The sequence below is a fragment of the Acinetobacter sp. YH12098 genome (assembly GCF_013419235.1).
GTDB lineage: Bacteria > Pseudomonadota > Gammaproteobacteria > Pseudomonadales > Moraxellaceae > Acinetobacter > Acinetobacter amyesii.
The window spans coordinates 26,972-51,830 of record NZ_VPAO01000009.1 but is presented as its reverse complement, the minus strand read 5'-3'; the positions used below and the strand labels follow the sequence as shown (position 1 = coordinate 51,830).

Sequence of the window (24,859 nt, the reverse complement as noted above, 5' to 3'; positions counted from 1 at the left end):
AGAGTCGGCTTTTTATTCTTAGAAAATCAAATTATTTTAAAATAAATTTTCTCTCCCTCAGAACACACTCTATAAAAAATTCCGGAAAAATTGTTTTTTGGATCTAAATCACTCATATAAGAATTACAATCCAATAAGTAAGTATTGTCTTTTTGTTTTTCCAAAATAATTTTTTGCGGTTGCTTAAATGAATATTCATCATAATATTCATTAAGGTAATAAATACTTTCTTTTGATTTAGATGATTCAACATCTTTAAAAGAATCACCTCCTCCTATTGGGTTCATCTTTCCATAGGATTGAAATATTTTATCGACATTAAAAATCAGATTTTCATTATTGTTTAACCGAGTTAACTTGGCCCATCCCATCTCAATATTTTCTATCATAAAAATTTTGTAAAAAATTTCGTAATTTTCACCATTTTTTTTGATAAAAAACTCATCGTTATTTGGTTTGTAAGCATTTAGAAAATAACTTTCATCTAGCACACTAGGCTTAAGAATTCTGCAATTCCGTTTGACATTGCATTGTTTAAACGCATAATAAAAATCAACTCTTTCATATATTTTCTCATTTTTATTACTAACTGCATTTAAATCAATATTTTGTTCGCGATCCGATGAATTACATCCTACTAACAAACTACAAGCTATTATTATATGATAAAAATTCATTGCATAATCTCAATATGCATAGCGCCCTCACCTTTTGCATCACCCGGAATAAATCCAGAAATTTTTCCTTCAGACTTAGCTTTAATACAGACATTTTTAAATTTTTGCCCTAAATTACTTAAGTTTGTATTCGAACCAAATCCATTACTATTTAATCCAATGTCTACTACATTCATCTTTTCATACTGAGTTTGAGATACACAATGCAGCGAAACTCTTAGTCCTTTACCTTGAAACTCAATAATTTTTTCAACCATTTTTTTTATGGTAGCATCTTTAGATAAGCCTTTTTTCTTACAATCATCACGTACTCTTTTTACTGCCTCACCAGGTGCACTGTAACTAATAGTTGTGTTGTACATTGCTCTTGCTTGTGATTCTGGAGTTCTTATAGTACTTGTGATCAGAATTTCTTTCATTCCCGCTTCCTTCGCAAGATACGCTAGTACATTTTTTGTTTTTTGACTAACAATATCTTTCCTCCACTGTTCAGCTACACCATTAAATCCAACATTAACTCCTTGTACTGCCAATGGTATTGAAGGTTTATCTATTTTTAAATCTATATCTTTCATTCCATTTCTGATTACATCATTAAAATGGACTATCTCCTTTTCAGATTCAAGTGTGATAACTTTTATATTCTGACCAACATTAGCTTTATGTATTTTTTTTCCTAATCCATGAGTACCACTTGAATGATTTCTTTTGTTACCTCTATATTCTATTAAATAATTACCACCACTAAATAGCTGATCAGTTTTTTTATCATATGTAAGAACACTGAACTCTGCTTCTTCATTATTGTCATTAACTGTAGTTTTTGGGTGTCCATCTTGACTTGTTGCTTGTGTTTGATCTCTTTTGGGAGTTTCATCTCGAGTTTGTTGCTCTTGGCTAGTATTTTTGGTTTTTGATGATTTTTTTTCAGCATTTATCAAATCTAAATCTTTACTTGCTTGTTCCAACACCTGAGAGTCAACATCTATGAATCTAATAGTTTTATTTTTATCGACTTTTATTGTTAATAAATTTTGACCATTTCTTAATTTATAATTTAAATCAAAACCTGGCATAGCATTTACAATTATCTTACCTTCATCATTAGTTTTTTTAGGGTATTCTTTACCTCTGTACCATTGTACTAAATTTAAATTTTTTATAGATTTTCCACTTTTTTTATGCCTAAAAATTATTTCAAATTTATGTAACTTAATTTGTATATCATATATTTTTTTATCATTTAATACAGTGAAAATTCCAACTTCTTGTTTGGAATCTCTTCCACTAACTAAAACTGCGATTTTTTCTCCACTTTCTGCCTGAATACCTTTTTCAACACCATCATTTTCAGTTGAGTGTTTTTTCTCTTTTCCCTTATATTTTAAAAAATAAGAAATTCTTGAAATCGGTTTTCCATCACTATCTAAAACTCTAAGATCAAATTTTACATCCAATTTATTAGAATTATTTTCTTGATTATTACTATTTTCAGTATTTCCTCTTCCGTCTTTATTATTTTGTGGTAGCTCCTGGTTATGTTTATCTGTTCGTGTTTTTATACCACCCATTCCATTATCTACTACAATTATGACATGATGGTTTTTTCCATCAGCAATCAACATTAATTCTTTATTATTTTCATCTTTCACAGATGAACCATCAACAGAAAATCTTGCTCCCCATCCACCCTTTACTAAAATAGATCTAATAAAGCCCTCTTCATCTATTAACAAATTACTCATTGTTGGAATATATTTTGTCTTCTTATAACTTACATTGACTCTTGATCCCATTAATTTTTTAGCAGATTGATCGATGAATTTAATAAAAAATCGTGAAGTTCCTTTATACCTTATCCAGCACATATCATCATTTTCAGTACCATTTATTTTCACTTCTTCTGTTAATTCGTTGACAAAATTTGGTGGATATTTATAATTTTTTGGGTCCTTATTATTCAAAAATTTTTGAGCTTTTGGGCTATAATATAATACCACTCCATTTGTGAAATCTTCTTCTTCCCTCATGTAAATAGGGTACACAGCATCTATAATATCTTGAGTATCCTTTGAAACCTTATTAGAATTCATTTCAGCTTTAACCTTTTTTACAGCAGCCGTTTGTTCAGTTAAAGCATCAAAATCATCATATAAATATTGTATAATGCTTGGATGACCTACCCACTCACCAAACCCTAATCGATTCATAATACAATGTGCAACTGCTTTTTTTGAAGTAATGCTACAAACACCTGCTTCTCCAGAGATTGTTGCAACAAATGCTATAAATTCATCTGAATACTTCATTATTTTCTCCGCATGGTTTTATTATTGTTTTTTTAATTAATAAACTTGAATAATCATCTGCCAACAATATTAAATTACCATTTTCTAAAAATTTACTTTTCTTTTTAAAATAATTATAATAATCAAATCTTTGATTTAACCCCAAGTATTCCTTATCATTTAAATCAGCAATAATTTTTTTCCTACCAGTGAAAATTATCCTTGCATATATTTTCTTCTTAACACTATCACTTTCTATCAAACAATGATTATTTTCATTAAAAGCAATAAATTCATTAGTAGAATCTTCACTAGTTTCTCCATAAAAAAAGTTTACTTGGCATGGAGATCCACACGAAACTCTAACCCTAAATATATCACTATTAATCTTTGTGATAATTGGAGACTTAACATCTTCTAGCAATAATTTATTGTCCCCATCAACTACTCTGTAAATATTGCAACTTGATTCATATTCGTCTGTGCATTTTGAAACTATTTCAAAATCAGGCCCTTTGGCGTATATTATATTGTTGATAGAAAAGAAATTTATCAAAAACAATCCAATTAAAATATATTTATTCAAGATAATACCTTCTATATTTCTAAATTAATTTCATCACAAAGATGCATTTCGTCATCACATCCGCAACCTTGAATTTCTTCATCTAAAGACTCTGCATCCATTGCTGCATTTTTTTGATATAGAGTTATATAAGCACCTGGTACTAATGCCAGTTCTACATTTTCAATAGCATCACTATAAATACGTGCACTACTTTGTTGCTCAAACTGGTACTCAGCTTCAATTTTTTTAGAATGGTTAATAAGTTTATATTTCATATTTTTTAATATATTAGTATCAAATATTTGACTTAAGTCAAATCTCATACTATACAGCCCACTTTCAGGCAGCTTAGGCAATTGTGCATTTACAGTCGCTCCCCCCACAAAACTATGCTGCCCCGCCTTACTCTCAAACTTGCCGCCTGTTGTTGTAAATATTCCACTGCCATTAATTTTCAGTTGCGAGCCCCCTGCGGTCAGTACGATTTCTTTAGGACTGGTAATTTCAATTTTATCTTCCGTTGAAATGAGCTTAATCACCTTTCGTGCAATTGCTTCAATAGCATCATCTTGGGCTTGTAATTCAACTTTCCCTTTTGCGGCATAAGCACTCAGGCCCTTTTGAGCCGCAAATAAACTGATTTTGTCTTGTGCATGACCAACAATATTCTTTTGAGCACTGAAATTAATCGAACCTTGTGCACTTTCTGCAATATCCTGTGAGGCTTGTAATACAATATCTTCCGGTGTAGTGAGTGCAATACCATTAGGTGATGCAAGCAACATCAACGCTTGGCGGAATAATTTGCCTTGTTCTTGTTTTGCCGCTGTATTGGATTTTTCTAAACCTTGCGCATAGCCTTCCATAAAGCCTTGTACTTTTTCTAATGCTTTTATGGGTGTCATCGCTGGTGGCAAACCAAAACCACCATTATTCAACAAATCATCGGGGTTAAATTTGATGTCCTCTATCAATTTACCCACATCTTTTAATGCTTTTAATGGATCTTCTTTTAGGTTGCTTTTCAGACTTGCGACTCTCCCCTGAATCACATCTTTACCATTTTCTTCAATATGATCTATGACAGACTTTAAGTTATCAAAGGCATCTTCGGCATCATTAAAAAATGCTTTAAATTCTTTTACAGTACTTGTGACATCATGTGCGATTGAGCCCATTTCTTTGACAAAACTTTTGCAGTTCTTTAACGCTGCCAATGGGTCTCGACTTAGCTCCTCCTTGAACAAATTTAAAGTCGCTTTGACACCTTCAGTAGTACTTTTGATTTCTAAAGAGTTTATTAACTTCGGCAAACGGTTAATCACATTCAATGCATCGGTCTGTTGCTTTACGGCTAAACCGCTCAGCATATTCATGCTCTGATGCCCTTGATTTAAAAGAGACTGAGCTTCAGCAGCAGCAAGATGATCGGCAACTGCTTTATCCTGTGCATAGGTACTAATGAGTAAACCTTTACCTGCACGCATTGCCCCCCAAGCATCCGTTCGCAGCTCAAAACCCTCACCACGGCCATGGCTACTGTCTTGTTCTTTAGGATGGCTAAGATTACCTAAATTCAGCTGTGTCGCTGCATGACTACTCTGTAATTGGGTACTGATCTGACCCGTCGTATCATCAAAGCGTAGTTGGTTAAAGCCTGCTCCCGCAACTTCTTGCGAGCGGATACCACTGAGTTTTTTGGTTTTAGGAAGTTGACCTTTGAGGTCAAACATGGTCTGAGAGCGTTCAGCTTCATGTATTCGTCCTACAACAAAGGGACGATCCACATCTCCCTCAAAAAAGTCGATGACCACAATCTCACCAATACGAGGATGGAAACGTGCGCCATAACCTTCTCCCGCCCATGGGGTCAGTACATCAACCCATGCCGAGTCACTGTCATTATCATTACTCCCTGCTCCACCATCATGACTGTGGTCATCACTGCGGGTGAACGTAAACCGAACTTTGATACGCCCCCAAGCATCGACATAAATACTTTCACCTTCTGGACCGACCACTTTGGCACGCTGTGGAAACGCAGGTGGCCGATGTAATAAAGGATCATATTCAGGAACCACGGAAATTTGCCGACGGACCACATACAGCTCGTTGGCCTGCCGTTCATCCCCTAAAGATAGCCAACGGCTTACGGCAAGTAACTTTTCTAATTGAACCAAAATATCTTTGGGTAAATTATTTTGGTTATAAAATGCTTTGCCCAATATGAGAAATTCACGATCTGTCGTTTGATGTTGATCGATTTCAGGATGATTTTCTAATTCAAACCAATACCCAACTTGTGCATCCCTTACGCTACTGCTGGCGGTAAAATATTTGGCTTGTAATTCCTGATATTGATTGAGTTGCCGATTCAACTGATCCAATTGCTGTGTATTTGAAGTGGTCGCCTGATCTGCACCTTTAAGGTCAGTTGTCCAAGCCGAACTTACGGTCCAAGCCTGCTCTAAACTTAAGGTTTCATTGTGCTGTTGCTCACTCTGTGCATGGGCGCTTAAGAGCGGATTACTTTGGTCTTGTGCCAAATGTTGAGCTTGCCAACGCTGCGTTTGAATGGTGGTCGATTGTAAAAAGCGTTCTGCCACAAAACTGGTGATCGTGTCTAAACGTTCCGTGGCATGACTCCGATGAAAGCGAATCTTTTTCCGCTCTAAAGCACTATAAGCCTGATTGGTATCAATTAAACGCAGCTGCTGTGCTTGCATCGGTGCAGCCGAAAATGCGACAAATAACTCCGCTTCATCAATTAACCAATTGATCCCTTCACTGCGCCAAAGGCGAGTTAAAAATGCATAATCACTTTCATTCGCCTGCATGGTGAATGGTCGAACATCATAGTTTCGAGTCAATCCATCCATGTTGAGGCTCAAGCTCGCGGCAAATAATGTGCTTTTTTGCTGCCACTCAGTAAATAGCACTTCGGTAATTTCACGCACCGACTTATTCATAAAGACACGGCTGTTACGACGCTTATGCCAGAGTGCTGTGGCATCCTCAATCACCAGTTTATAAACGGTCAATGCACCATCACTTTGACCTTGGCTTGCACCTGTAATCACACCAGTCAGGCGACTGAGTTGTCCCAAATCTGTCACTTGATCGACAGCCACTCGGCCACCGATAAACTGCTTTAAAGCCAGATGAGCATTGGTCGATAGACAAATAATTTCCGCACGAAAGCCTTGATTGATACGGTGTTGACCTTCAATCCGTTGAATAAAAACTTCTGTGTTTAATGATTCATTTGAAAAATGAATGTGTAGCGCACGTTTCTGTACGCTAAAGCCAAAGTTTTCCACCATGGCGTGAATATTTTTAAGCATTGTTATTATGTATTTAATTTTTTAATGACGGCATTTTAGGAAATGATTATTTTTTCGTCTACCCCATTTTGCAAATAATTTGTTGAATTCTTCTTTTTGGCTTTTGCAACACTTTAGTATTCAAGTGAATAGGAACATCAATACTGGATCATTTTTGCTGAGCTAACTTTTCGCAGCCGCTGAGATGCTGCTACACTCAAAATGCAATCTATAAAAAATTTTAAGCTCCATGATCACAATTGAATCCAAACTGCCTGCCCAAGGTGTGACTATTTTTAGCGTTATGAGTGCAATGGCGCAGCGTCTAAATGCACTGAACTTATCTCAAGGTTTTCCTGATTTTCCTGCACCTCCAGCACTGTTAAATGCGCTAAGTGATGCGACGCAACATGGTTTTAACCAATATGCACCCGGCGATGGACTGATGCATTTGCGTGAGCAATTGGTCCAACTGTTTGCTCATCGAGACCAATTAAATATTGACCCTCACACCGAAGTCACCATTACCCCGGGTGCAACCATCGGTATTTTTAGTGCCATTCAAGCTGTGGTTCATGCGGGTGACGAAGTGATTATTTTTGATCCGAGCTATGACAGTTATGCGCCCAGTGTAAAATTGGTTGGGGCTCATCCCATTCACATTGCCTTAGAGACGCCCCATTTTACTGTGGATTGGAATCGTGTTGCCGCTGCGATTAACGATAAAACCCGGATGATTATTGTCAATACACCGCATAATCCAACAGGTGCTGTTTGGGGGCGTGAGGACTGGCTCAACTTGATCGAACTGATTCGAGATAAAAATATTATTGTGCTGTCGGATGAGGTCTATGAGCATTTAATTTTTGATGGTCGTCAGCATCTATCTGCTTTGTCATTTCCTGAGCTGCGTGAACGCAGTTTTGTCGTGGGTTCATTTGGTAAAACCTTTCACGTCACAGGTTGGAAAACTGGTTATTGCATTGCAGCGCCAGCCTTGATGCAAGTGTTTCGCCAAATCTATCAATTTGCCAATTTCTGCGGTGTTACGCCCGTACAAATGGCACTGGCTAACTTTATGGCAGAACATCCTGAGCACATTGCTGAATTGGCCGATTTTTACCAAGCCAAACGTGACCGTTTCAATGCCGGCTTAAGCCACTCTAGATTTGAGTTGATTCCATCGGCAGGTACCTATTTCCAAAACCTTGATTACAGTGCCATACGCCCAGATTTAAGCGATGTGGAAATGTGTCAGTTGTTGGCAGAACAACATAAAATCGTGGCGATTCCTGTCTCGGTATTCTATCAAAAACCGCCGGAAAATTTACGATTATTACGTTTCTGTTTTGCCAAACAAGATGCCACCTTAGATCAAGCTGCAGAGATTCTCTCCGCGGTTTAAAGCAATATCTGCCCAAACGTTTTTTTAAAACAGACATGTAGAAATAATGAAGCCTTGGTTACTCAAAAACTAAGGCTTTTTTGAATGCCAACATGATAGTGTTATCAGTAACTTAAAATCATAAAAAGCCGCGTCTAGGACCTGAGCATGTCAAAACAACAGTCCCTCGTTACTCAGCAAAATTTATGGAAAACGTTTTTAGTTTTTCTGGTGCCTTTGATCGCCACCAATATTTTGCAGAATTTATCTGGGACCATTAACACCGTTTTTGTCGGTCAGATGCTTGGGGTGCATGCCATTGCAGCGGTTGCGGTATTTTTCCCGATCTTGTTCTGTTTAATGGCTTTTGTGATCGGGCTCTCGGCAGGCGCAACCGTGTTGGTAGGTCAAGCTTGGGGCGCACAAAACCTTGAAAAAGTTCGTACTGTGGTGGGTTCCACCCTTTTTATGACCTTGATTGGTGGCAGTATTATTGCCTTTTTAGGGGTGATATTTGCCAAGCCCATTTTATTGGCCTTAGGCACAGCCCCTGACGTGATGCATTTATCTTTGCCTTATGTGCAATGGATGCTTGCCGGTAGCCCACTACTCTTTATTTATATTATTTACACCTCGATTTTGCGTGGGGTCGGTGACAGTACAACACCGCTGATTGCATCGGGTATGACCATTGGTTCAGGGCTGATCATTACACCCGTGCTGATTGCCGGAAAATTTGGATTTCCAAGTTTAGGCATTATTGCCCCTGCCATTGCCAGTCATATCGGCTTTTTAATTGCCTTGGTATTTTTATATTTCTACTTAAAAAAGAAAGATCATCCGCTCAAACTCGACTTCGAGTTGATTCGTCATATTCGCCATCAACATGATCTCAGCAAAATTATCTTAAAACTAGGCATTCCTACAGGTATTCAGATGGTCACGACCTCTGTGGCCGGTCTCGTGATTGTCGGTTTAGTTAACCGCCACGGTGCTGATGCTACTGCTGCATATGGCGCGGTCAATCAGGTTTTGAACTATATCCAATTCCCAGCCTTGTCCATCGCGATTGCGGCTTCCATTTTTGCAGCACAAGCCATTGGTTCAGGTCATTCTGAATTAATTAATCGCGTGAAACGTACGGCCATCGGGATGAATTTCATTATTACTGGCATTTTGGTGGCATTGGGCTATTTGTTCTCTAAATATTTAATGGCGCTGTTTATTACAGATCCTGAAGTTGTGGTTCTCGGTCAAGAATTACTGTTCATTGTGCTTTGGTCGATTTTATTTTTTGGTGCCAGTGCGATTTTTGCTTCCATTATGCGGGCCAGTGGAACGGTGACCGTGCCGATGATTATTAATATTATGGCGATTATTTGCATTGAAGTGCCGTGTGCCTACCTATTCAGTGAATGGTGGGGCTTAAAAGGCATTTGGTATGCCTATGCTTTGGCTTTTGTCAGCTTATGTATTTTACAAGGGCTGTATTACCAACTGGTATGGAGACGAAAAGCCATCAAAGTATTGCTATAAAGTTTGCTAATAGCGTTCAATGCCAATCCACAGATTTGCATTTCAATATGAAAAATCTTGTGCGGACTCATGCATAAAGTTTGCCGTTAAACTGCTGTTTATTTTTCAACATTTGGTTTTATATCCTGTTGATTTATCTACACCTAGAACCAAAAAAAATTAAAACCCTCTTATTTTCAAACAATTATGGTTTGGCATAGATTTTGTTCTTATCCCTTTTATCTTTTAAGAATAATTGGGATGAAAAATTTTTTATGTTTAAACGTCAAATAAAGCTTGGGGCTTTTATTCCAACTACCTCACAGCATGTCGCAGGTTGGCGTCATCCTGAATCTCGCCCACAAGATCATCTCAATATTGATTATGCAATTGAACTGGCAAAAACCGCAGAACGTGGTCTATTTGATGCCTACTTTCTTGCCGATGGTCTGTCTGTCCGTTGGAGTTCTGCTGTCGAAGGTGAGAAAGGTTTGGGCGATAAAGGCGTCGGCTTTGAACCCGTCACATTGTTTGCAGCCCTGTCTGCTGTGACGCAAAATATTGGCTTTATTGCCACAGCGTCCACGACTTATGAAGACCCCTACATTTTGGCGCGAAAATTCGCTTCTTTAGATCATATTTCTAAAGGTCGTGCTGCGTGGAATGTAGTAACGACAGCCTCTGCCGATGCCGCAAAAAACTTTAACATTCAGCAGCACCCTGAACCCAAAGAGCGTTACGAACGTGCCGATGAATTTATTGAGGTGACTCAAAAACTTTGGGACTCATGGGAGGATGATACCTTCCATTACAACAAAGAAACTGGGCAATTTTTTGATGCCCGAAAACAACATCAGCCCAATCATCAGGGCCAATACTATCAGGTACTGGGTGCTCTCAACGTCTCTCGGCCACCGCAAGGCTATCCGGTGATTGTTCAAGCTGGGCAATCTGAAGATGGTCGTGAACTAGCCGGTAAATATGCCGAAGTGATTTTTACAGCACAGCAGAACTTAGCAGATGCGCAAGCCTTTTATCGTGATGTCAAAAACCGCTTAGTGAAATATGGCCGCCATGCAGATGACCTGAAAATTATGCCGGGGGTTTCGATTTTTGTTGCCAAGACAGCACAAGAAGCCCAAGAAAAATATGACTTTTTAAATAGTTTAATTCACCCAGAAGTGGGTTTAAGTTTATTGTCTGCTTTGGCAGGTGGCATTAATCTGGCCAAATTTGATCTAGATGCCCCTTTCCCGAAAATAGAAGATGCAGACATTAATTTCTCCAGTCGTCAGCAGATGATGATTGATATTGCCCGGAAGCACAATTTTAGTATTCGTCAGCTCTATCAATATATCGCTTCAGCCCGTGGACATTGGACCTTGATCGGCACGCCTGAACAAGTCGTAGATCAACTGCAAGAATGGTTTGAGAATGACGCTGCCGATGGTTTTAATGTCCTACCGCCAACAACACCTGCGGGGTTAAATGATTTTGTCGATCTCATCGTTCCTGAACTGCAACGTCGCGGTCTATTCCGAACGGCTTATGAAGGCAAGACCTTACGAGAAAACTTAGGTTTAAAACGACCTGTAAACCAATATGTTTTAGAAAAAAGACATACCTCCCAAGCCTCATAAACCAACGTTTAATAAAACTGAAAAACAAATGCCCCAACTGGGGCATTTTTATGGACTGATATTAATCCAACTTAAGCGATGATCATACTGACCTATATTTGATAAGCCTAAAAAAAGCCCTGAATTCAGGGCTTTTACATTGTCTAGGTGATGGTCAATTCAGACTTACCATGCAAATTTATAATCGGCAAATCGGTGAGATAAAGGTTCAAGCAACTGATCTTTTACTGGATCACTAAAGTCAGTCAAAATGTCATTTTTAATATTGGTCAGACGGACATCTTCGCGTTTACGCGGATGGGCTAAATGAATATCTACAATACGTTTAATTCGTCCCGGATGTGGCTGCATGACCACCACCCGATCACCCAAAAATACCGCTTCTTCGACATCATGGGTGACAATGATCATGGTGATTTTTTCACTTTGCCAGATTCGCTGTAATTCATCCTGTAAATTTTGACGCGTCAACGCATCAAGTGCACCAAAGGGTTCATCGAGCAGCAAAATCTGTGGTCGATTCACCAAACTCCGGGCAATCGCCACACGTTGATTCATCCCACCAGACAACTGCGAAGGATAAGCATCTTTAAATTGGGTTAATTTGACCAACTCTAAATGTTCATCAATCAATACATCTTCTTCTGCACGGCTAAACTGGCTTTTATGCAATGCAATCCGTACATTTTCCCGTACCGTCAACCATGGAAACAGGCGATGATCTTGAAACACGATACCACGTTCCAAACTCGTGCCCTGTATAGGCTGACCATCAACCAAAATCTGGCCCTGAAACTGACGCTCTAGACCAACCAACAACCGTAATAATGTGGATTTTCCGCAGCCACTACTTCCCACAATACTAATGAACTCACCCGGCTGAATATTCAGGTTAATGTCCTTAAGTACGGTTAAGTCTTCTTGCTTTTGTGTGGGATAATGTTTCGTTAGCTGCTGAATAGAAACCGAACCAGCTTGTTCTACGCTCATATCATTATTCTCTATTTGTGCTGACAAACTTTGCTGGACTAAACCTTAGAGTTTAGCCAGCGACACTTCCGTCGATTTAATTAACACCACCACCTCTGAACCTACTTTTAAATCTAAATCCTTCACCGAACGCGTCGTGATCACGGACGTAAAAAAGCCTGCTTTGGTTTCCACATCAATTTCTGAAACCACAGGACCCTCTACGATTTCATTAATCACGCCTTTGAATTGGTTTCGCACATTTACTGAAGTAATCGCCATTTTAATTATGCCTTTTGTTATTTAGAGAGCTTTACTATAAAACAGTTCAATCACTTGCTATATCTTGATTTATCCTTTAGTTATCCCGATTTTATTTATCTTAAAATCAGATAAATAATCCACGCATGAATTTATAGGTGAAACTGATATTTAAATATCGAATTATTATTTATCTTTTATTTTTAAATCTTTCATCATGATCTGCATTTTCAACAACTATAAGAAACGATATGTCTATTTTGACCCACCCTGCAGTGCCCTCTGCACTGAAACATAAACGGGCAACAGCGACGGTCTTTGCAGACCCGTTATCGCAAGCGTTGTTGTCTCGAATTGAACAAATTGCACCAAGTGAGGCCAATGCACTCATCATTGGTGATACAGGCACAGGAAAAGAGTTAGTTGCACGCCAAATCCACCAATTAAGCCATCGTGCCAAAGGTCCATTTATCGCAGTGAACTGTGGTGCCTTTACCGAATCGTTAGTCGAAAGCGAATTATTTGGACATGAAAAAGGAGCCTTTACAGGGGCAATTAATAGCCGTGTCGGTTGGTTTGAAGCAGCCCATAATGGCACCTTATTTTTAGATGAAATTGGTGACCTGTCCTTGCCTATGCAAGTCAAATTACTCCGTGTTTTACAAGAAAGAGAGATCGTTCGAGTCGGCTCACTCAAATCCATTCCAATTAATGTCCGAATCATAGCCGCAACCAATGTCGATTTAGAGCATGCAGTACAGGACGGGCGTTTCAGGGAAGATTTATTCTACCGCTTACATGTGGCGTTGCTACGCATTCCACGTCTCTCAGAGCGTCGTGGTGACATTTTGCCTTTGGTTAAACACTTCATTCAGGTCTATCAAACCAACCCACATGACACACCATTACGCCTCAGCCCATTGGCGCTCAAGAAACTCCATTTACATAGCTGGCCGGGAAATATTCGCGAATTAGAAAATACCATTCAACATGCGATTTTAGTCAGTGAAAAAGGTGTGATTGAACCAGAAGATATTAGTTTTTCGAGTATTCAAAGTGCATCGTCGTTTTCGCGTGCAGAACCTTTTAACTTACAAAATGCCACCTCTGCTGTAGCCAACATCAAAGATATTCAAGATGCTGGACAGTTACTTGAGCAGACCTTTTTACAAATTTTTCAAGCCGCAAATCAACTTAAGCATGACAATATTAATGAGCTGATTGAAGAAAAATTTATCCGAAGTGCGTATCAGCACTGTCAATACAATCAAGTGCATACGGCTCGTTTGCTTGGAGTGACAAGGAACGTGATTCGCACTCGCCTAATTAAATATGGCTTATTATAAATAAGTCATATTTTTATTTTCTCTACATTAAAATAATAATCCAGAAAAAAACTTCCAATTAAATATTCATCCACATCATTCTTTATTCATTGCATTATTTTAAATATAAAAAATCAGCAATAAAAAACCTCGGTATATCCCGAGGTTTTTATTTAATTTCCATTTCGTCTAGATTATTCCACAGGGTTACGTTTCCATGCTGTAAAGTATTTTTCTAGTCCAATCAAGAAGTAGTTAAAGGATAAACCCACGAGGGTAATGACTAATATGCCCACAAACATTTGTGGAATTTCAAAGCTAAATTGCGAATAAATAATCAGATATCCCAGACCTGCTTTGGCACCAAACATTTCTACTGCCACTAAGGCCAAAATCGAAATCGCCCCTGCCAGACGGATACCGACAAAAATCGTCGGAATCGACGCAGGTAGAATCACTTTTCGGAACAATTGATAGGGTTTTAGGCCCATGGTTCGTGCCGATTTAATCAGTAAGGGATCGACTGTTTGTACGCCTGTAATGGTGTTCAATAAAATCGGCCATGTGCACGCGTAGACCAACAGACTGATTTTTGAGGTTTCACCAATGCCTAAAAATAAGATAAACAGCGGCATTAACGCCAATGCTGTGGTATTTCGAAACAATTCTAACAATGGATTTAAGGTTTCAGCCACGAGCTTGTACCAACCAATGATGAGACCTAAAGGAATTGCGATCGCTAGGGCCAAAATGAAACCAATAATGGAACGCTTTATACTGGCCAAGAAATGGATGCCTAATTGACCGCTTTGATATAGCTGCCATGTGGTTTCCAATACCACAGATAACGGCGGTAAAAAAGCCGGATTGACCACACCACTCCGCGGCAGAATCTCCCACAGCAAGAAAAAAGCCACAATGGCAATGGTGCGTTTAAAGACCGTGTTTAACCAAGTGAATTGTAGTCTGGGTTTAATGTCGTTATACGATTGCGTATAACTGATGGCTTGTTTAGTCGATGACATAAATAAATCCTATGAATATTTTAGTTATGTGCAAGCTGTTTATGTTTTTCGAGGGCTTGCGCTTTAATCACTTCTTCACTGAGCAATGACCAAATTTTATGGCGAATTCGGCCATATTCAGGCAATGAACGGACATCTTCACTGGAGCTGCGCAGGCTTTGCGGAATTTCAATCACTTCCTTAATTCGCCCCGGTCTTGAGGTCATAATCGCCACACGCTGGCTCAGATAAATTGCTTCATCAATACTGTGAGTAATAAAAACAATGGTTTTTTTCGAACTTTTCCAGATATTGATCAGCTCAGCTTGTAAGGTTTCTCGGGTTTGCGCATCTAGGGCAGCAAAGGGCTCATCCATTAATAAAATTTCTGGTTCATAAGCCAAACTTCGGGCAATCGCAACCCGCTGTTTCATCCCGCCGGAAAGCTCATTCGGATAATGCTTTTCAAAGCCACTGAGGCCCACAAGCTGCAAATAGTATTCGGCTTTTTCGCGGCGTTCTTTCTTTGCTAGGCCTTTGGCTTCTAGACCAAATTCAATATTTTCCAGTGCGGTTAACCATGGATAGAGCGCATATTGCTGGAACACAATGCCACGGTCTAAACCCGGTTGAGTAATCTGCTTGCCACTCAGTAAAATCTGTCCTGCCGACGGTTTGGTTAAACCCGCAATTAAGTCTAATAATGTAGATTTTCCGCAGCCACTTGGCCCCACGATTGAAACAAATTCACCCGGCTGAATATCCAAAGTGACATTTTCTACGGCAACAAATTCAGGCTTATAATTTTTACTGCCGACATGGTTTTGTGCAGGAAATACCTTACGCACGTGATCTAAATGTAATGCACTGGTCATTGTTATATTCCTTTTGATTTTTGGTCTTGCGCATAGGGATTAAATTCATTGCTATAGATGTGACTGACCTCAATTTGATTTGGTTTTAATTTGTGTTCTTTTTCTAAGGCACTCACCCATGGGGCAAAATCCTGATCTTTTTGCACACCACCCACTTCGTGGACACCTGTGCCTGTGTAATATGGAATCAGTGCTGTATTTTCATTGCGTTGACGTTTTTCGATAATACTTTCCATACGAGCAATGATTTGCTCTTTCGGCGTGTTGTGTAACCATTCCTGTGCTTTAGCTACGCCACTGACAAAAGTACGAGCCAACTCGGGATGTTCTTGAATAAACTCTCCTCGCATCGAAAAACTACCTGCGGTAAAGGGGCCGTATAAATCAGTATCTTTAAAGATGCTGCGTACACCACCATTTTTTAAGGCCCGTTTTTCCAAAATGCCTGAGAACACCGCAATATCAATTTGCCCATTCCGTAGAGCTTGTTCTGAGCTCACGGGTGGCAACATAATCAGTTCGACCTGACGGATTTCATCATCAGTTAAGCCATGACGGGCCAAATAATCTTTCACCACAAAGTCATAATGTGCCCCATAGGCATTCACTGCGACTTTCTTGCCGATAAAGTCTCGTGGGCCACGAATAGGACTATTTTCTAGCACGTAGAAACCCACGTTTTGTTCAGCATCACTGCCATAAGATGCGACGACTGGGACCACATCTAGACCCGCGGCAATAACTTTCACCACAGCGCCATTAAAGGCGCCAGCGAAATCAACATCTCCTGCCACCAAGGTGAGTAAATCTTGTGGCCCACCTTGTACCGTGCCGACATAACTGAGTTTAATGTCGCCTAAATAGCCCAAGTCTTGTGCCAACTCAGGCAAAGATACCAGTCCCGGATAGCTTTGATAGCGTAGTTCTTTTAAAGCCACTTGCTGAGGTTCATCCACTCGCTGCGTGCTGCAACCAACCAAGGCTGTGCCAGCGACCAATGCTGCAAGGAACATATTGCGCCAGAGTTGAGGAATGTTATGGATTGTCATTTTTTTCATTGTTATGTTCTCCTATCCAACCTGCTGCCAAGCTAAAACTTTACGCTCAACCCAAGTCAGTACCGTATTGAGCAACACGCCCACAATTCCTATCAGCAACATGCCAAAAATAATCAGTTCGACATCAAAAGCCTGACGCCCTTGAATCACGATATTGCCCAGACCATTGCCATAGTTCGCCAATAAAAATTCAGAGCCGATGGTGGCAAGCCATGCGAAAATCAGCCCAAGTTGTAAACCGACAAAAATCTGCGCAGAAGCACCGGGTAATATCAATTTACGAAACGCGTATGTCTTGGGAAATTGGTAGACTTCGGCCACTTCACGATATTTATGCGAAATACTGCTCACGCCTTCAAAGGTATGTAGCGCCACGGGGTAAAACACCGACAAAGTAATAAACAGCACTTTGGCGCCATGTCCCTCACCTAAAAAAGTCGAAATTAGTGGCAACCATGCAAACAGTGAAATTTGACGCAATACATGAAAGCTCGGTGCAAATAACCAATTTGAAAGACGTGAACTCGCGATTAAGATGCCAAACAACACACCCGCTATCGCACCTATGCCATAGCCAATAAAATTACGTGCCAAACTTTCGCCAAAACCTGTCAAAAAGCTCGGTTGTTGGAGCACGGTTACTGCTTTTTGCAGCACGAGCCATGGACTAGGAATCAACTTTGGATCGACCCAATTTTGCTGTGAGGCTACTGCCCACAGTGCGATAAATGTCACAGGTAGAACGAGTGCTTTTGCTGCTTTAACTAAGACTTGGCGCGCTGCCCCGTGTAATGAAAGAATGCTCATGAGTTCCCTCCTACTCGGGTTGCGTGAAAGCGCGCAGTTTTTTCTAACCAAGCCAGCAAGGTATCTAAGACATAGCCCGTAATACCAATCAGAATGATCGCCATGAAGATCAAGTCCATCTGCATTAGCTGACGTCCCCACACCATGAGATAACCAATTCCTTCACTACTCGCTAATAACTCGACAAAAACCAATGCCAACCACGCCTGCATAATGCCTTGACGTAAACCACTGATCACACTGGGTAGTGCAGCTGGGAAAATCACTTCTTTGAGTTTCTGCCAATTGCTGTATTGGTAAACCTCTGCCACTTCCATCAAACTATTCGGCACATGAGTAATGCCCTTATAGGTTGCAATCAACACCGGTGGTAAAACAGCCAATGAAATAGCGGCAATCTTCAAAGCCTCATCGATGCCTAAGAAAATCATCAATAATGGAATCCAGCCAACTATGGGAAATTGCGCAACAAGATTCACCGTCGGAAAAATAAAGTCCCGACTACGCTTTGCTAATCCCAACACAGTACCAAGCAAAATCCCGACACTGGCACCAAGCAAGACACTCCATAAAATACGTTTGGCACTGATGGCAAAATGAAAACTCAATTCACCGCTTTGCCATAATTCGACTGTGCTTTGCCACACCAGACTCGGTGCAGGTAAAATCTGCTCAGGCAACCACTGTTTAAGTGTTGCCACATACCATAGACCCAACAACAAAACTGGCATCAGGAGTCCACACGCCACTTGCAAAGTTAGTTTTAAATAGGTCTTAAAAAAATCCAACGCACTTCGGTCACTTTGCAAGGGAACCGAATGTGCAGATACATCCGTAAGGCTCATAATTCTTGTCCTTTTACGCTCTGTTCTGAGACATCAGGTTTTAAAAATTGAATAAATTCCTGATCTTTGCTGATCAAAATAATCAGACCAATAAACACCAGCCCGATTGGTAAAAATAAATTTTGTAGTCCAACCTGTGCGCCAAATACGGCGCCTATCAAGCCACCCAACAGTCCACCCGAAGGTCCGACGAGGGCTAAAATTGGAGAAATCTTAGCCATCGCGGTTTGCTCACCGACTCGGGCGAAAGACATAAAATTGGCGATATGCAACATACCGAGCCCTAGTCCAAACATGACCGAAGCAGGCCACATCAACAGCGTGATTTTGGTTAAGGCTAAAATCAGTAATGCCGTTGCCATCAGGCTTAGGCCAATCAAATAAAACTTTTGATAACCCATCAGCTCAGTCAAACCGCCCATGCTAAATAGCGATCCCACAAAGACGATGCCTTGTACGGTCAGCAGCATCACCGCCATTGGCTCTGAAAGTGCAAAACTTTGGATAGCAATCACCACAATGAAAAAGCCAAAGTAGTTATTTGCCACGCTGCTCAAAAATTCCAATATGCAAACAATCCGCAGCGAGGCATGGGTTTTGATGAGTGCCAAAGGCGCCACAATATCTCGCCATTGAAAATGCGGGTGATTCGTCGCTTGCGGAGTGCTACGTTGAAAGCACCACGGAGCCAACAGCAAGGTGCCTAAAAAAAGCAAAGACACCACATAAAAACTTCCGCCATAGCCGAAATGCTCGATCAACAACACGCTCAATGCAGGCGCAATCAGGAAATATCCCATCATGTGCGAACCGCGAAACCAACCCGCACGGGCTGGACCTAGACGTTTTAAGTTGCTCAAAAAAACGGTATTGATCGAAACAAAGCGCATGGGTAAGACAAAACTCACCAAGGCTGTCACCGCAAAGAGGTACCATGCACCAGCTTTGAGTGGCGTTAAGCTATAGACCACAGCGCCCAACACACTGCCCATGCAGAATATTTTCAAAGACCCAAAGCGCTGTACCAACACGCCAATCGGCAATGCCATGATCAAAATGCCAAAATTTTGCGCTGCAGAAATTAGCCCCAATTGCAATTCGGTGGCTTCTAAATGCACGGCATACAAGGAAATTAATACCCGTGCGACACCCACACCCAGTCCAGCCAAAATCGTGAGCAGCACAAAACTGCTCATAAATTTGGTGGTTAATGGACTGGTAATTACATTGCTTTCAATCGGACGACTCATGGCTGCGACTTACTTCGGTTGACCTTGAGCATTAAATTGGCGCCAGTAACCCTCTAACTTCAGCTCTTTCAAGGCATTATTTAGATACTTCGGCTCATACCACGTTTTGGTATCCACATCACGACGGATTAAACGAGCGTCTTTGGCAATTTTTAAAGCACTGTCAATTTGTGAACGATGGAATTCATCGAGTAATGGTGTAGTACGGTCTTTTAAATTCCAGCCATCCCACGTTTTTTGATAATCCACCAACGGAATGCCACTTTGTGCCCAAAGTTTATATTGCGCACTACGGTTGGCTTCTTGAGAACTCCACTGCGCTTGTTTAATCAGTGTCGTCACGACACGTTGCACCACCTCTGGATATTGTTTTTCAAAACTTTCTGTCACCCAAAAGTGCGCAATCGGTGCAACTTTTGGATCTTTAATTTCAACTAAAGTTTTCGCCACTCCACGCGCTTGCAAACTAAATGGTGAAGTAATCGTGGCATCAATATCACCTGTCGCTAAGGCCGTACGTGCCGAATAGGCATCTTGCGAAATCACTCGTAAATCACGCTCTGCTAAATTGTATTTCGCTAACACACGGTTAAAGACGATCTGACCATTGGTCCCTTTAAAGACGGAGAATTTTTTGCCTTTGAGATCTGCAAAGGATTTGGCATTTGATCCAGCAGGCACCACCACATAGGTAGGACCAAAACGCCCTGTCGAGAACAACACTTTGGTTTTTAATCCCGTCGAACGTCCAACCAATGAGGGCAAATCGCCATGCAATGCAAAGTCCACTTTGCCATTGGCTAAAGCTTCATTGGTTGCAGGGCCTGCTCCTGGGAAAAAGAGCCAATTCACCTTAATGCCATCTTTTTTAAATTCTTGTTCGAGCACACCTCGTAAATGTGCTGTAGCTACAAAACTACCGCCCACTTTGGGTTTACCCCCCTCACCCGCAGCTGATACTGAAATGCGAATTTCTTTGGGATTGGCAGCATGCAATTGAATGCTTAAACCAAGTGCTGAAAGTGCCAAGAATGTGGCTGCGATTTTTTTAGAGATAATTTTCATTTTAAATGTTCCTTAATGGTTTAAATTTTTGAATTAAAAGGTGTACTGAACCTGAGCTTGCAGCTCATTGGTGTCTTTTTGATTTGCCGTTTCGATATCAAACAGGTAGTGATTCAGCTGTAATTGGAATTTTGTGGTTTGCGCAAAAAATAGGTTTAAACCCAAAGAGTGAATGTCATATTCACCAATACGGCCGCTTGCGGTGTCGAAATAAGTTGCGTTGTTTTTATTCGGGTTATAGCGGTCAAAACGGTAATAGCCTTGGACTGACTTCGGCCAGAAATCATCAAATTTGGCGTTGGATTTAATACTGTTGTAGAACTGATCGCCCAAGGTGTAGAAGGCGGTAAATGTATGCCCTTCCGCTTTGGCTTCTTTGATGTCTTGGGCTACGGTGTCGACATAATCGGTCTTGCCTTGCAGATATTCATAGGTCACACCAAATGGTGCGTGGTTATAATAAATATCGAAACCTAAACGATCACGTTTCGCAGCATTATCAGTGATTCCGCCGGCTGAAATTTTCGATTCGCCTTTGATATAAGAGGCACCAAACTTCAACTCACGGAAAATGCTGGCGTAGTCCACTGGCAAGGTAAAAGCCACACGACCGATATAATCTTTGCCATTGTTGTCATCTGCCTTATTACTGGCGTTCCCATTGGTCAACCCTAAGGCATACTCAAATAGCGGCGCACGGTAGTTCGATGCAAAGTCGACAAAAGGTTTGGCATCTCCACGGACGATAAATCCATTTTGACGATTAAACAGTCCTAAAAAGGTCGAAGCTGCAGCGGTACTAATGGTCGGACGCAAATCTTCAGGAGACTGCACATCTAGACCAAAGGGCAATAACTGCTGACCGAGCGTAAAGTTCAGTTTGGCAGTTTCAGGGCCCGCATTGGTGGCAAAAGCGTTATAGCGAACAAAGGCATCCAGTAAGTTAAAGTTACTGTTATTGGTGCCATCATTGCGTTTGCCATAACCAAAGGACAATTGATAATCGAGGTTTTTGCCTTCGTTATAATCACGGAATAAATTCCCACGCACACCAATCAGCGCATTCCCAATATCAAATGTCGATTTGGTTGCACCTAAGACACCCATTTCATCGAGCGCACTGGCACGCAGTTGAACCGTGCCATACAGGGTTGTATCACGAGTCGATTTGGTGGTTTGACGTTCATATTGACGTGACTGATCGTACTTATAGTTTTCAATATCTGCACGTAAGCCGTCGATATCTTCGGATGTTGCTGTGGTCACTTCTGAAACCTGCGTTTCACCTTCAACATCAGCGGCGTTGCTCGTATCGTCTGTCGTCAACGCGGCCATTTCTACGACTTTACTTTTGGTCGTCCCAGATTCCACTGCATTTAAGCGTTTTTGCAAACTCTCAATTTGTTGTTTTAAGCTGCTCAGTTCTTGCTGAAGTGCTTCATCCGATGCAAAACTCAGCGGACTGGTTGCGGATAAAATCAGTCCGACCGCAACGGTTAATGTGGTTTTTTTCATGATTTGGTTTCACTAACATTTTTCCCAAAGCGCAAAATCCCCCAACCCCATGCAAGGTGCATGAAGTGAATGTACTGCGTGGGTTTTTAAAAATTAATCTGAGTGGTCGTAGGTTTTATTCAACTTATGCACGACCGAAACTCGAAGACAGCTTTTAGAATTTAAGCGCGCATCATCGCGAGTGTCATAGCACAACAACATGCCTGTTGCAGGACACGAAAAGCAGAAAGATATCGATGCGTAAAAGTACTCATAAATGTTCCATACAGTGGTGAGTTTTGTTCACTCTAATATGGCAACAACTGTGCCAACATTTTAAGTATTTATTTTTTAAAGCTTTATTATTTAAACCTGATAAATTCTGTTGGTTTTAACGCCAAAAAACTGTTGGTTATTCAACAGTTGCTTATTTCAAATCATCAGATATCTCCATTTTTATATCTCATTTTATGAAATAAAAAATACACCTTGTGTTTTCCTTTAGCCATAAAAAAAACCCACTGACGTGGGCTCTTTTCAATTGATTTTAATTACCGCTTATTGACCAAATTTAGTCGCCATGGCAGTTAATTTTTGATAACCCGTCGGTAGCAAACGTTGAATTAAATCAATCGCTTTTGCATCATTACCAATCAATAAACGGCGCTTATCTTTTTGTACTGCTGCAATGATTTGACGAGCCGCTTCTTCAGGTGGACAACGCAAGAATTTATTAAACGACTGTGCCGATTTTTGTGGGTTCATGCCTAAACTTTTCAAGCTGTCATTCATTTTTGCGGCATTGGCAATATTGGTACGAATCCCGCCCGGATGTACACATAGCGCACTCACGCCACAGTTTTCAATATCCAATTCTTGGCGTAAAGATTCGGTAAAGCCACGTACTGCAAATTTAGTGGCATTATATGCCGACTGTGTTGGCTGTGCCGTTAAGCCAAACAAGCTGGAAATATTGATGATATGACCTTCACCACTTTGCTTAATATACGGTAAAAACTCCTTGGTGCCATAAACCACACCCCAGAAGTTAATATTGACAATCCACTCCAGCTCTTCGTAGCTTGCGCCTTCAACGGTCGTGCCCAATGCCACACCCGCATTGTTAAAAATCATATTCACCGAACCATGATCTTTAACGGTCTGTGCTGCCCATGCTTTCATTGCCGCAAGGTCTGACACATCGAGTTTTTGCGTGGTTACACGTACATTGCTGGCTTTCACTAAGTCTACGGTTGCCGCAAGACCCTGCTCATTCACATCGCTTAAAGACAGATGACAGCCTTGTTTCGCCAAAAGCACTGCCAATTGCTGACCAATACCTGAACCTGCACCTGTAATGGCAGCCACTTTATTTTTGAAGTTTTTCATTGTGATTCCTTATTCCTTTATGCTGCCGCTTGGCTTTATCACAGCGTGATCTCATTTGCCAATGTGTGCAGTTCGTCGACTTAATATAGTTTTGACAATACATATTGTCAATGTCATCTTAGGACGTGCTAAGCTGTTGAAATCGCCAATGCTTAAACATAGGTTTAAACTGAAATTATTGCTAAAATAAGACAAAATTCTGCTTTAGTTCAGCGTATATTTTCATGACAGATGCAACAAATCACACAGAACAACAACAGGCAAAAAATGTGAAGGAACGTCAATTTAAAGGGCTTTCTCTCAGTGAACGTAAGCAAGCGCGACGTGAAAAACTGATTGAAGCCGGTATAGAAGCCTATGGAACACATGGCTTTTTTTCAGTGACTGTGAAAGATATTTGTTTGGAAGCCAAGCTGACCGAACGCTATTTTTATGAATCATTTAAGAAAAGTGAGCAACTGTTCCAGACCATTTTTTTAAAATTAATCGATGAACTGCAACAAAACGTGATACAAGCCATCATGCAAGCATCTACCGATTCTAAAAAAATGATTGAAGCGGGTTTAACCGCCCTATTGTTAACTTTAAAAAATAATCCTCGCATGGCGCGCATCATTTACATCGATGCCATGTTGGTACAAGAGCTACATAACCAAGCCACAATTCATGAAACCATGATGCGCTTTGACCGTATGATTCATGCCTTTGTCATGCTGATGATGCCGAATATTAATCGTTCAGAACGCGAAATTTCAATGGTCGCAACAGGTCTCAATGGTTATGTCACCCAAATCGCGATTCGCTGGGTCATGAGTGGTTATAAACAGCCGATTGATGAAGTTTTATCGTCATGTAGCGTGGTCTTTTTGGCCTTGTTGGATGCTTTTTCTGAAAAACCCAGCAAATAAATTCTGAGCTCAACACTGATCTTTACAATTTTTTTGAATGATTTTTTGTGACAACAGCATGATGCAAAGCCCATGTTGTTGAATATTTCAGGATTTAAATTGTCACAATTTCTTTCTAAACCTCAATGAAAGATCATTTTTGCAATGATACTGTCATAATTAATCTTTGTAATAAGCCTGTCATAAATATAAAACGGTCTACCGTTTACATAAA

The 24,859-nt window shown here is 40.5% G+C and carries 20 protein-coding genes; 5 read left to right on the top strand and 15 right to left on the bottom strand.

Features of this window, described 5'->3' with window-relative positions:
* Positions 1 to 26 precede the first annotated feature (26 nt).
* The 4 genes from FTU38_RS03970 to FTU38_RS03955 are packed head-to-tail and all read right to left on the bottom strand — an operon-like array spanning position 27 to position 6,877.
* Positions 27 to 677 (bottom strand): hypothetical protein, encoded by a 651-nt coding sequence (locus tag FTU38_RS03970; protein WP_180005344.1) that lies wholly within the window; start codon positions 675 to 677, stop codon positions 27 to 29.
* On the bottom strand, positions 674 to 2,986 hold the full coding sequence (locus FTU38_RS03965) for a hypothetical protein (RefSeq protein ID WP_180010771.1): 2,313 nt from the start codon (positions 2,984 to 2,986) through the stop codon (positions 674 to 676). The genes FTU38_RS03970 and FTU38_RS03965 overlap by 4 nt, the downstream gene beginning before the upstream one ends.
* Positions 2,970 to 3,551 carry a hypothetical protein gene (locus FTU38_RS03960; RefSeq protein WP_180003511.1) on the bottom strand — a complete coding sequence of 194 codons (582 nt, stop codon included), beginning with the start codon at positions 3,549 to 3,551 and terminating at the stop codon, positions 2,970 to 2,972. Before FTU38_RS03960 ends, FTU38_RS03965 begins: the two co-directional genes overlap by 17 nt.
* An 11-nt stretch (positions 3,552 to 3,562) precedes the next feature.
* Complete coding sequence (locus tag FTU38_RS03955) at positions 3,563 to 6,877, bottom strand: type VI secretion system Vgr family protein (protein WP_180003512.1); 3,315 nt, start codon at positions 6,875 to 6,877, stop codon at positions 3,563 to 3,565.
* A gap of 229 nt (positions 6,878 to 7,106) precedes the next feature.
* Between FTU38_RS03955 and FTU38_RS03950 the strand changes: the two genes are divergently transcribed.
* From FTU38_RS03950 to FTU38_RS03940, 3 genes are all read left to right on the top strand, one after another.
* Positions 7,107 to 8,261: a methionine aminotransferase gene (locus FTU38_RS03950; protein ID WP_180003514.1), complete on the top strand. Its 1,155-nt coding sequence runs from the start codon at positions 7,107 to 7,109 to the stop codon at positions 8,259 to 8,261.
* Positions 8,262 to 8,408: 147 nt separating this feature from the next.
* Complete coding sequence (locus FTU38_RS03945) at positions 8,409 to 9,776, top strand: MATE family efflux transporter (protein WP_180003516.1); 1,368 nt, start codon at positions 8,409 to 8,411, stop codon at positions 9,774 to 9,776.
* Between the two features lie 254 nt (positions 9,777 to 10,030).
* Complete coding sequence (locus FTU38_RS03940) at positions 10,031 to 11,395, top strand: LLM class flavin-dependent oxidoreductase (protein WP_180003518.1); 1,365 nt, start codon at positions 10,031 to 10,033, stop codon at positions 11,393 to 11,395.
* A 165-nt stretch (positions 11,396 to 11,560) separates the two neighbouring features.
* On the opposite strand, the gene FTU38_RS03935 is transcribed toward FTU38_RS03940, so the two are convergent.
* Both FTU38_RS03935 and FTU38_RS03930 read right to left on the bottom strand, forming a co-directional pair.
* Positions 11,561 to 12,385, bottom strand: coding sequence for an ABC transporter ATP-binding protein (locus tag FTU38_RS03935; protein ID WP_078194037.1), 825 nt, complete (start codon positions 12,383 to 12,385; stop codon positions 11,561 to 11,563).
* Between the two features lie 45 nt (positions 12,386 to 12,430).
* Positions 12,431 to 12,646 (bottom strand): molybdopterin-binding protein, encoded by a 216-nt coding sequence (locus tag FTU38_RS03930; protein ID WP_067765474.1) that lies wholly within the window; start codon positions 12,644 to 12,646, stop codon positions 12,431 to 12,433.
* Positions 12,647 to 12,876: 230 nt separating this feature from the next.
* On the opposite strand from FTU38_RS03930, the gene FTU38_RS03925 reads away from it, so the two are divergent.
* The gene (locus FTU38_RS03925; protein WP_078194038.1) at positions 12,877 to 13,971 is read left to right on the top strand and encodes a sigma-54-dependent Fis family transcriptional regulator; all 1,095 of its coding nucleotides are present in this window, start codon (positions 12,877 to 12,879) and stop codon (positions 13,969 to 13,971) included.
* 173 nt (positions 13,972 to 14,144) lie between these two features.
* On the opposite strand, the gene FTU38_RS03920 is transcribed toward FTU38_RS03925, so the two are convergent.
* From FTU38_RS03920 to FTU38_RS03880, 9 genes are all read right to left on the bottom strand, one after another.
* A complete protein-coding gene (locus tag FTU38_RS03920) occupies positions 14,145 to 14,975 on the bottom strand; it encodes an ABC transporter permease (RefSeq protein WP_180003520.1) in 831 nt (276 codons plus the stop codon).
* 20 nt (positions 14,976 to 14,995) lie between these two features.
* Entirely contained in the window at positions 14,996 to 15,829 is an 834-nt protein-coding gene (locus FTU38_RS03915; protein WP_180003522.1) for an ABC transporter ATP-binding protein, read from the bottom strand.
* Between the two features lie 2 nt (positions 15,830 to 15,831).
* Positions 15,832 to 16,887: an ABC transporter substrate-binding protein gene (locus FTU38_RS03910; RefSeq protein ID WP_257225673.1), complete on the bottom strand. Its 1,056-nt coding sequence runs from the start codon at positions 16,885 to 16,887 to the stop codon at positions 15,832 to 15,834.
* A 12-nt stretch (positions 16,888 to 16,899) separates the two neighbouring features.
* Entirely contained in the window at positions 16,900 to 17,694 is a 795-nt protein-coding gene (locus tag FTU38_RS03905) for an ABC transporter permease (protein ID WP_180110609.1), read from the bottom strand.
* Positions 17,691 to 18,539 carry an ABC transporter permease gene (locus tag FTU38_RS03900; protein WP_180073556.1) on the bottom strand — a complete coding sequence of 283 codons (849 nt, stop codon included), beginning with the start codon at positions 18,537 to 18,539 and terminating at the stop codon, positions 17,691 to 17,693. Before FTU38_RS03900 ends, FTU38_RS03905 begins: the two co-directional genes overlap by 4 nt.
* Positions 18,536 to 19,789 carry an MFS transporter gene (locus FTU38_RS03895; RefSeq protein ID WP_180110608.1) on the bottom strand — a complete coding sequence of 418 codons (1,254 nt, stop codon included), beginning with the start codon at positions 19,787 to 19,789 and terminating at the stop codon, positions 18,536 to 18,538. The genes FTU38_RS03900 and FTU38_RS03895 overlap by 4 nt, the downstream gene beginning before the upstream one ends.
* A 9-nt stretch (positions 19,790 to 19,798) precedes the next feature.
* Entirely contained in the window at positions 19,799 to 20,854 is a 1,056-nt protein-coding gene (locus FTU38_RS03890; protein WP_180003529.1) for an ABC transporter substrate-binding protein, read from the bottom strand.
* A gap of 33 nt (positions 20,855 to 20,887) precedes the next feature.
* The gene (locus FTU38_RS03885) at positions 20,888 to 22,369 is read right to left on the bottom strand and encodes a carbohydrate porin (RefSeq protein WP_180110607.1); all 1,482 of its coding nucleotides are present in this window, start codon (positions 22,367 to 22,369) and stop codon (positions 20,888 to 20,890) included.
* A 537-nt stretch (positions 22,370 to 22,906) separates the two neighbouring features.
* On the bottom strand, positions 22,907 to 23,737 hold the full coding sequence (locus tag FTU38_RS03880) for an SDR family oxidoreductase (RefSeq protein WP_180085654.1): 831 nt from the start codon (positions 23,735 to 23,737) through the stop codon (positions 22,907 to 22,909).
* Between the two features lie 224 nt (positions 23,738 to 23,961).
* Here FTU38_RS03880 and FTU38_RS03875 point away from each other — a divergent pair, with 224 nt between their 5' ends.
* Positions 23,962 to 24,645 (top strand): TetR/AcrR family transcriptional regulator, encoded by a 684-nt coding sequence (locus tag FTU38_RS03875; protein ID WP_180003536.1) that lies wholly within the window; start codon positions 23,962 to 23,964, stop codon positions 24,643 to 24,645.
* Positions 24,646 to 24,859: the final 214 nt, after the last annotated feature.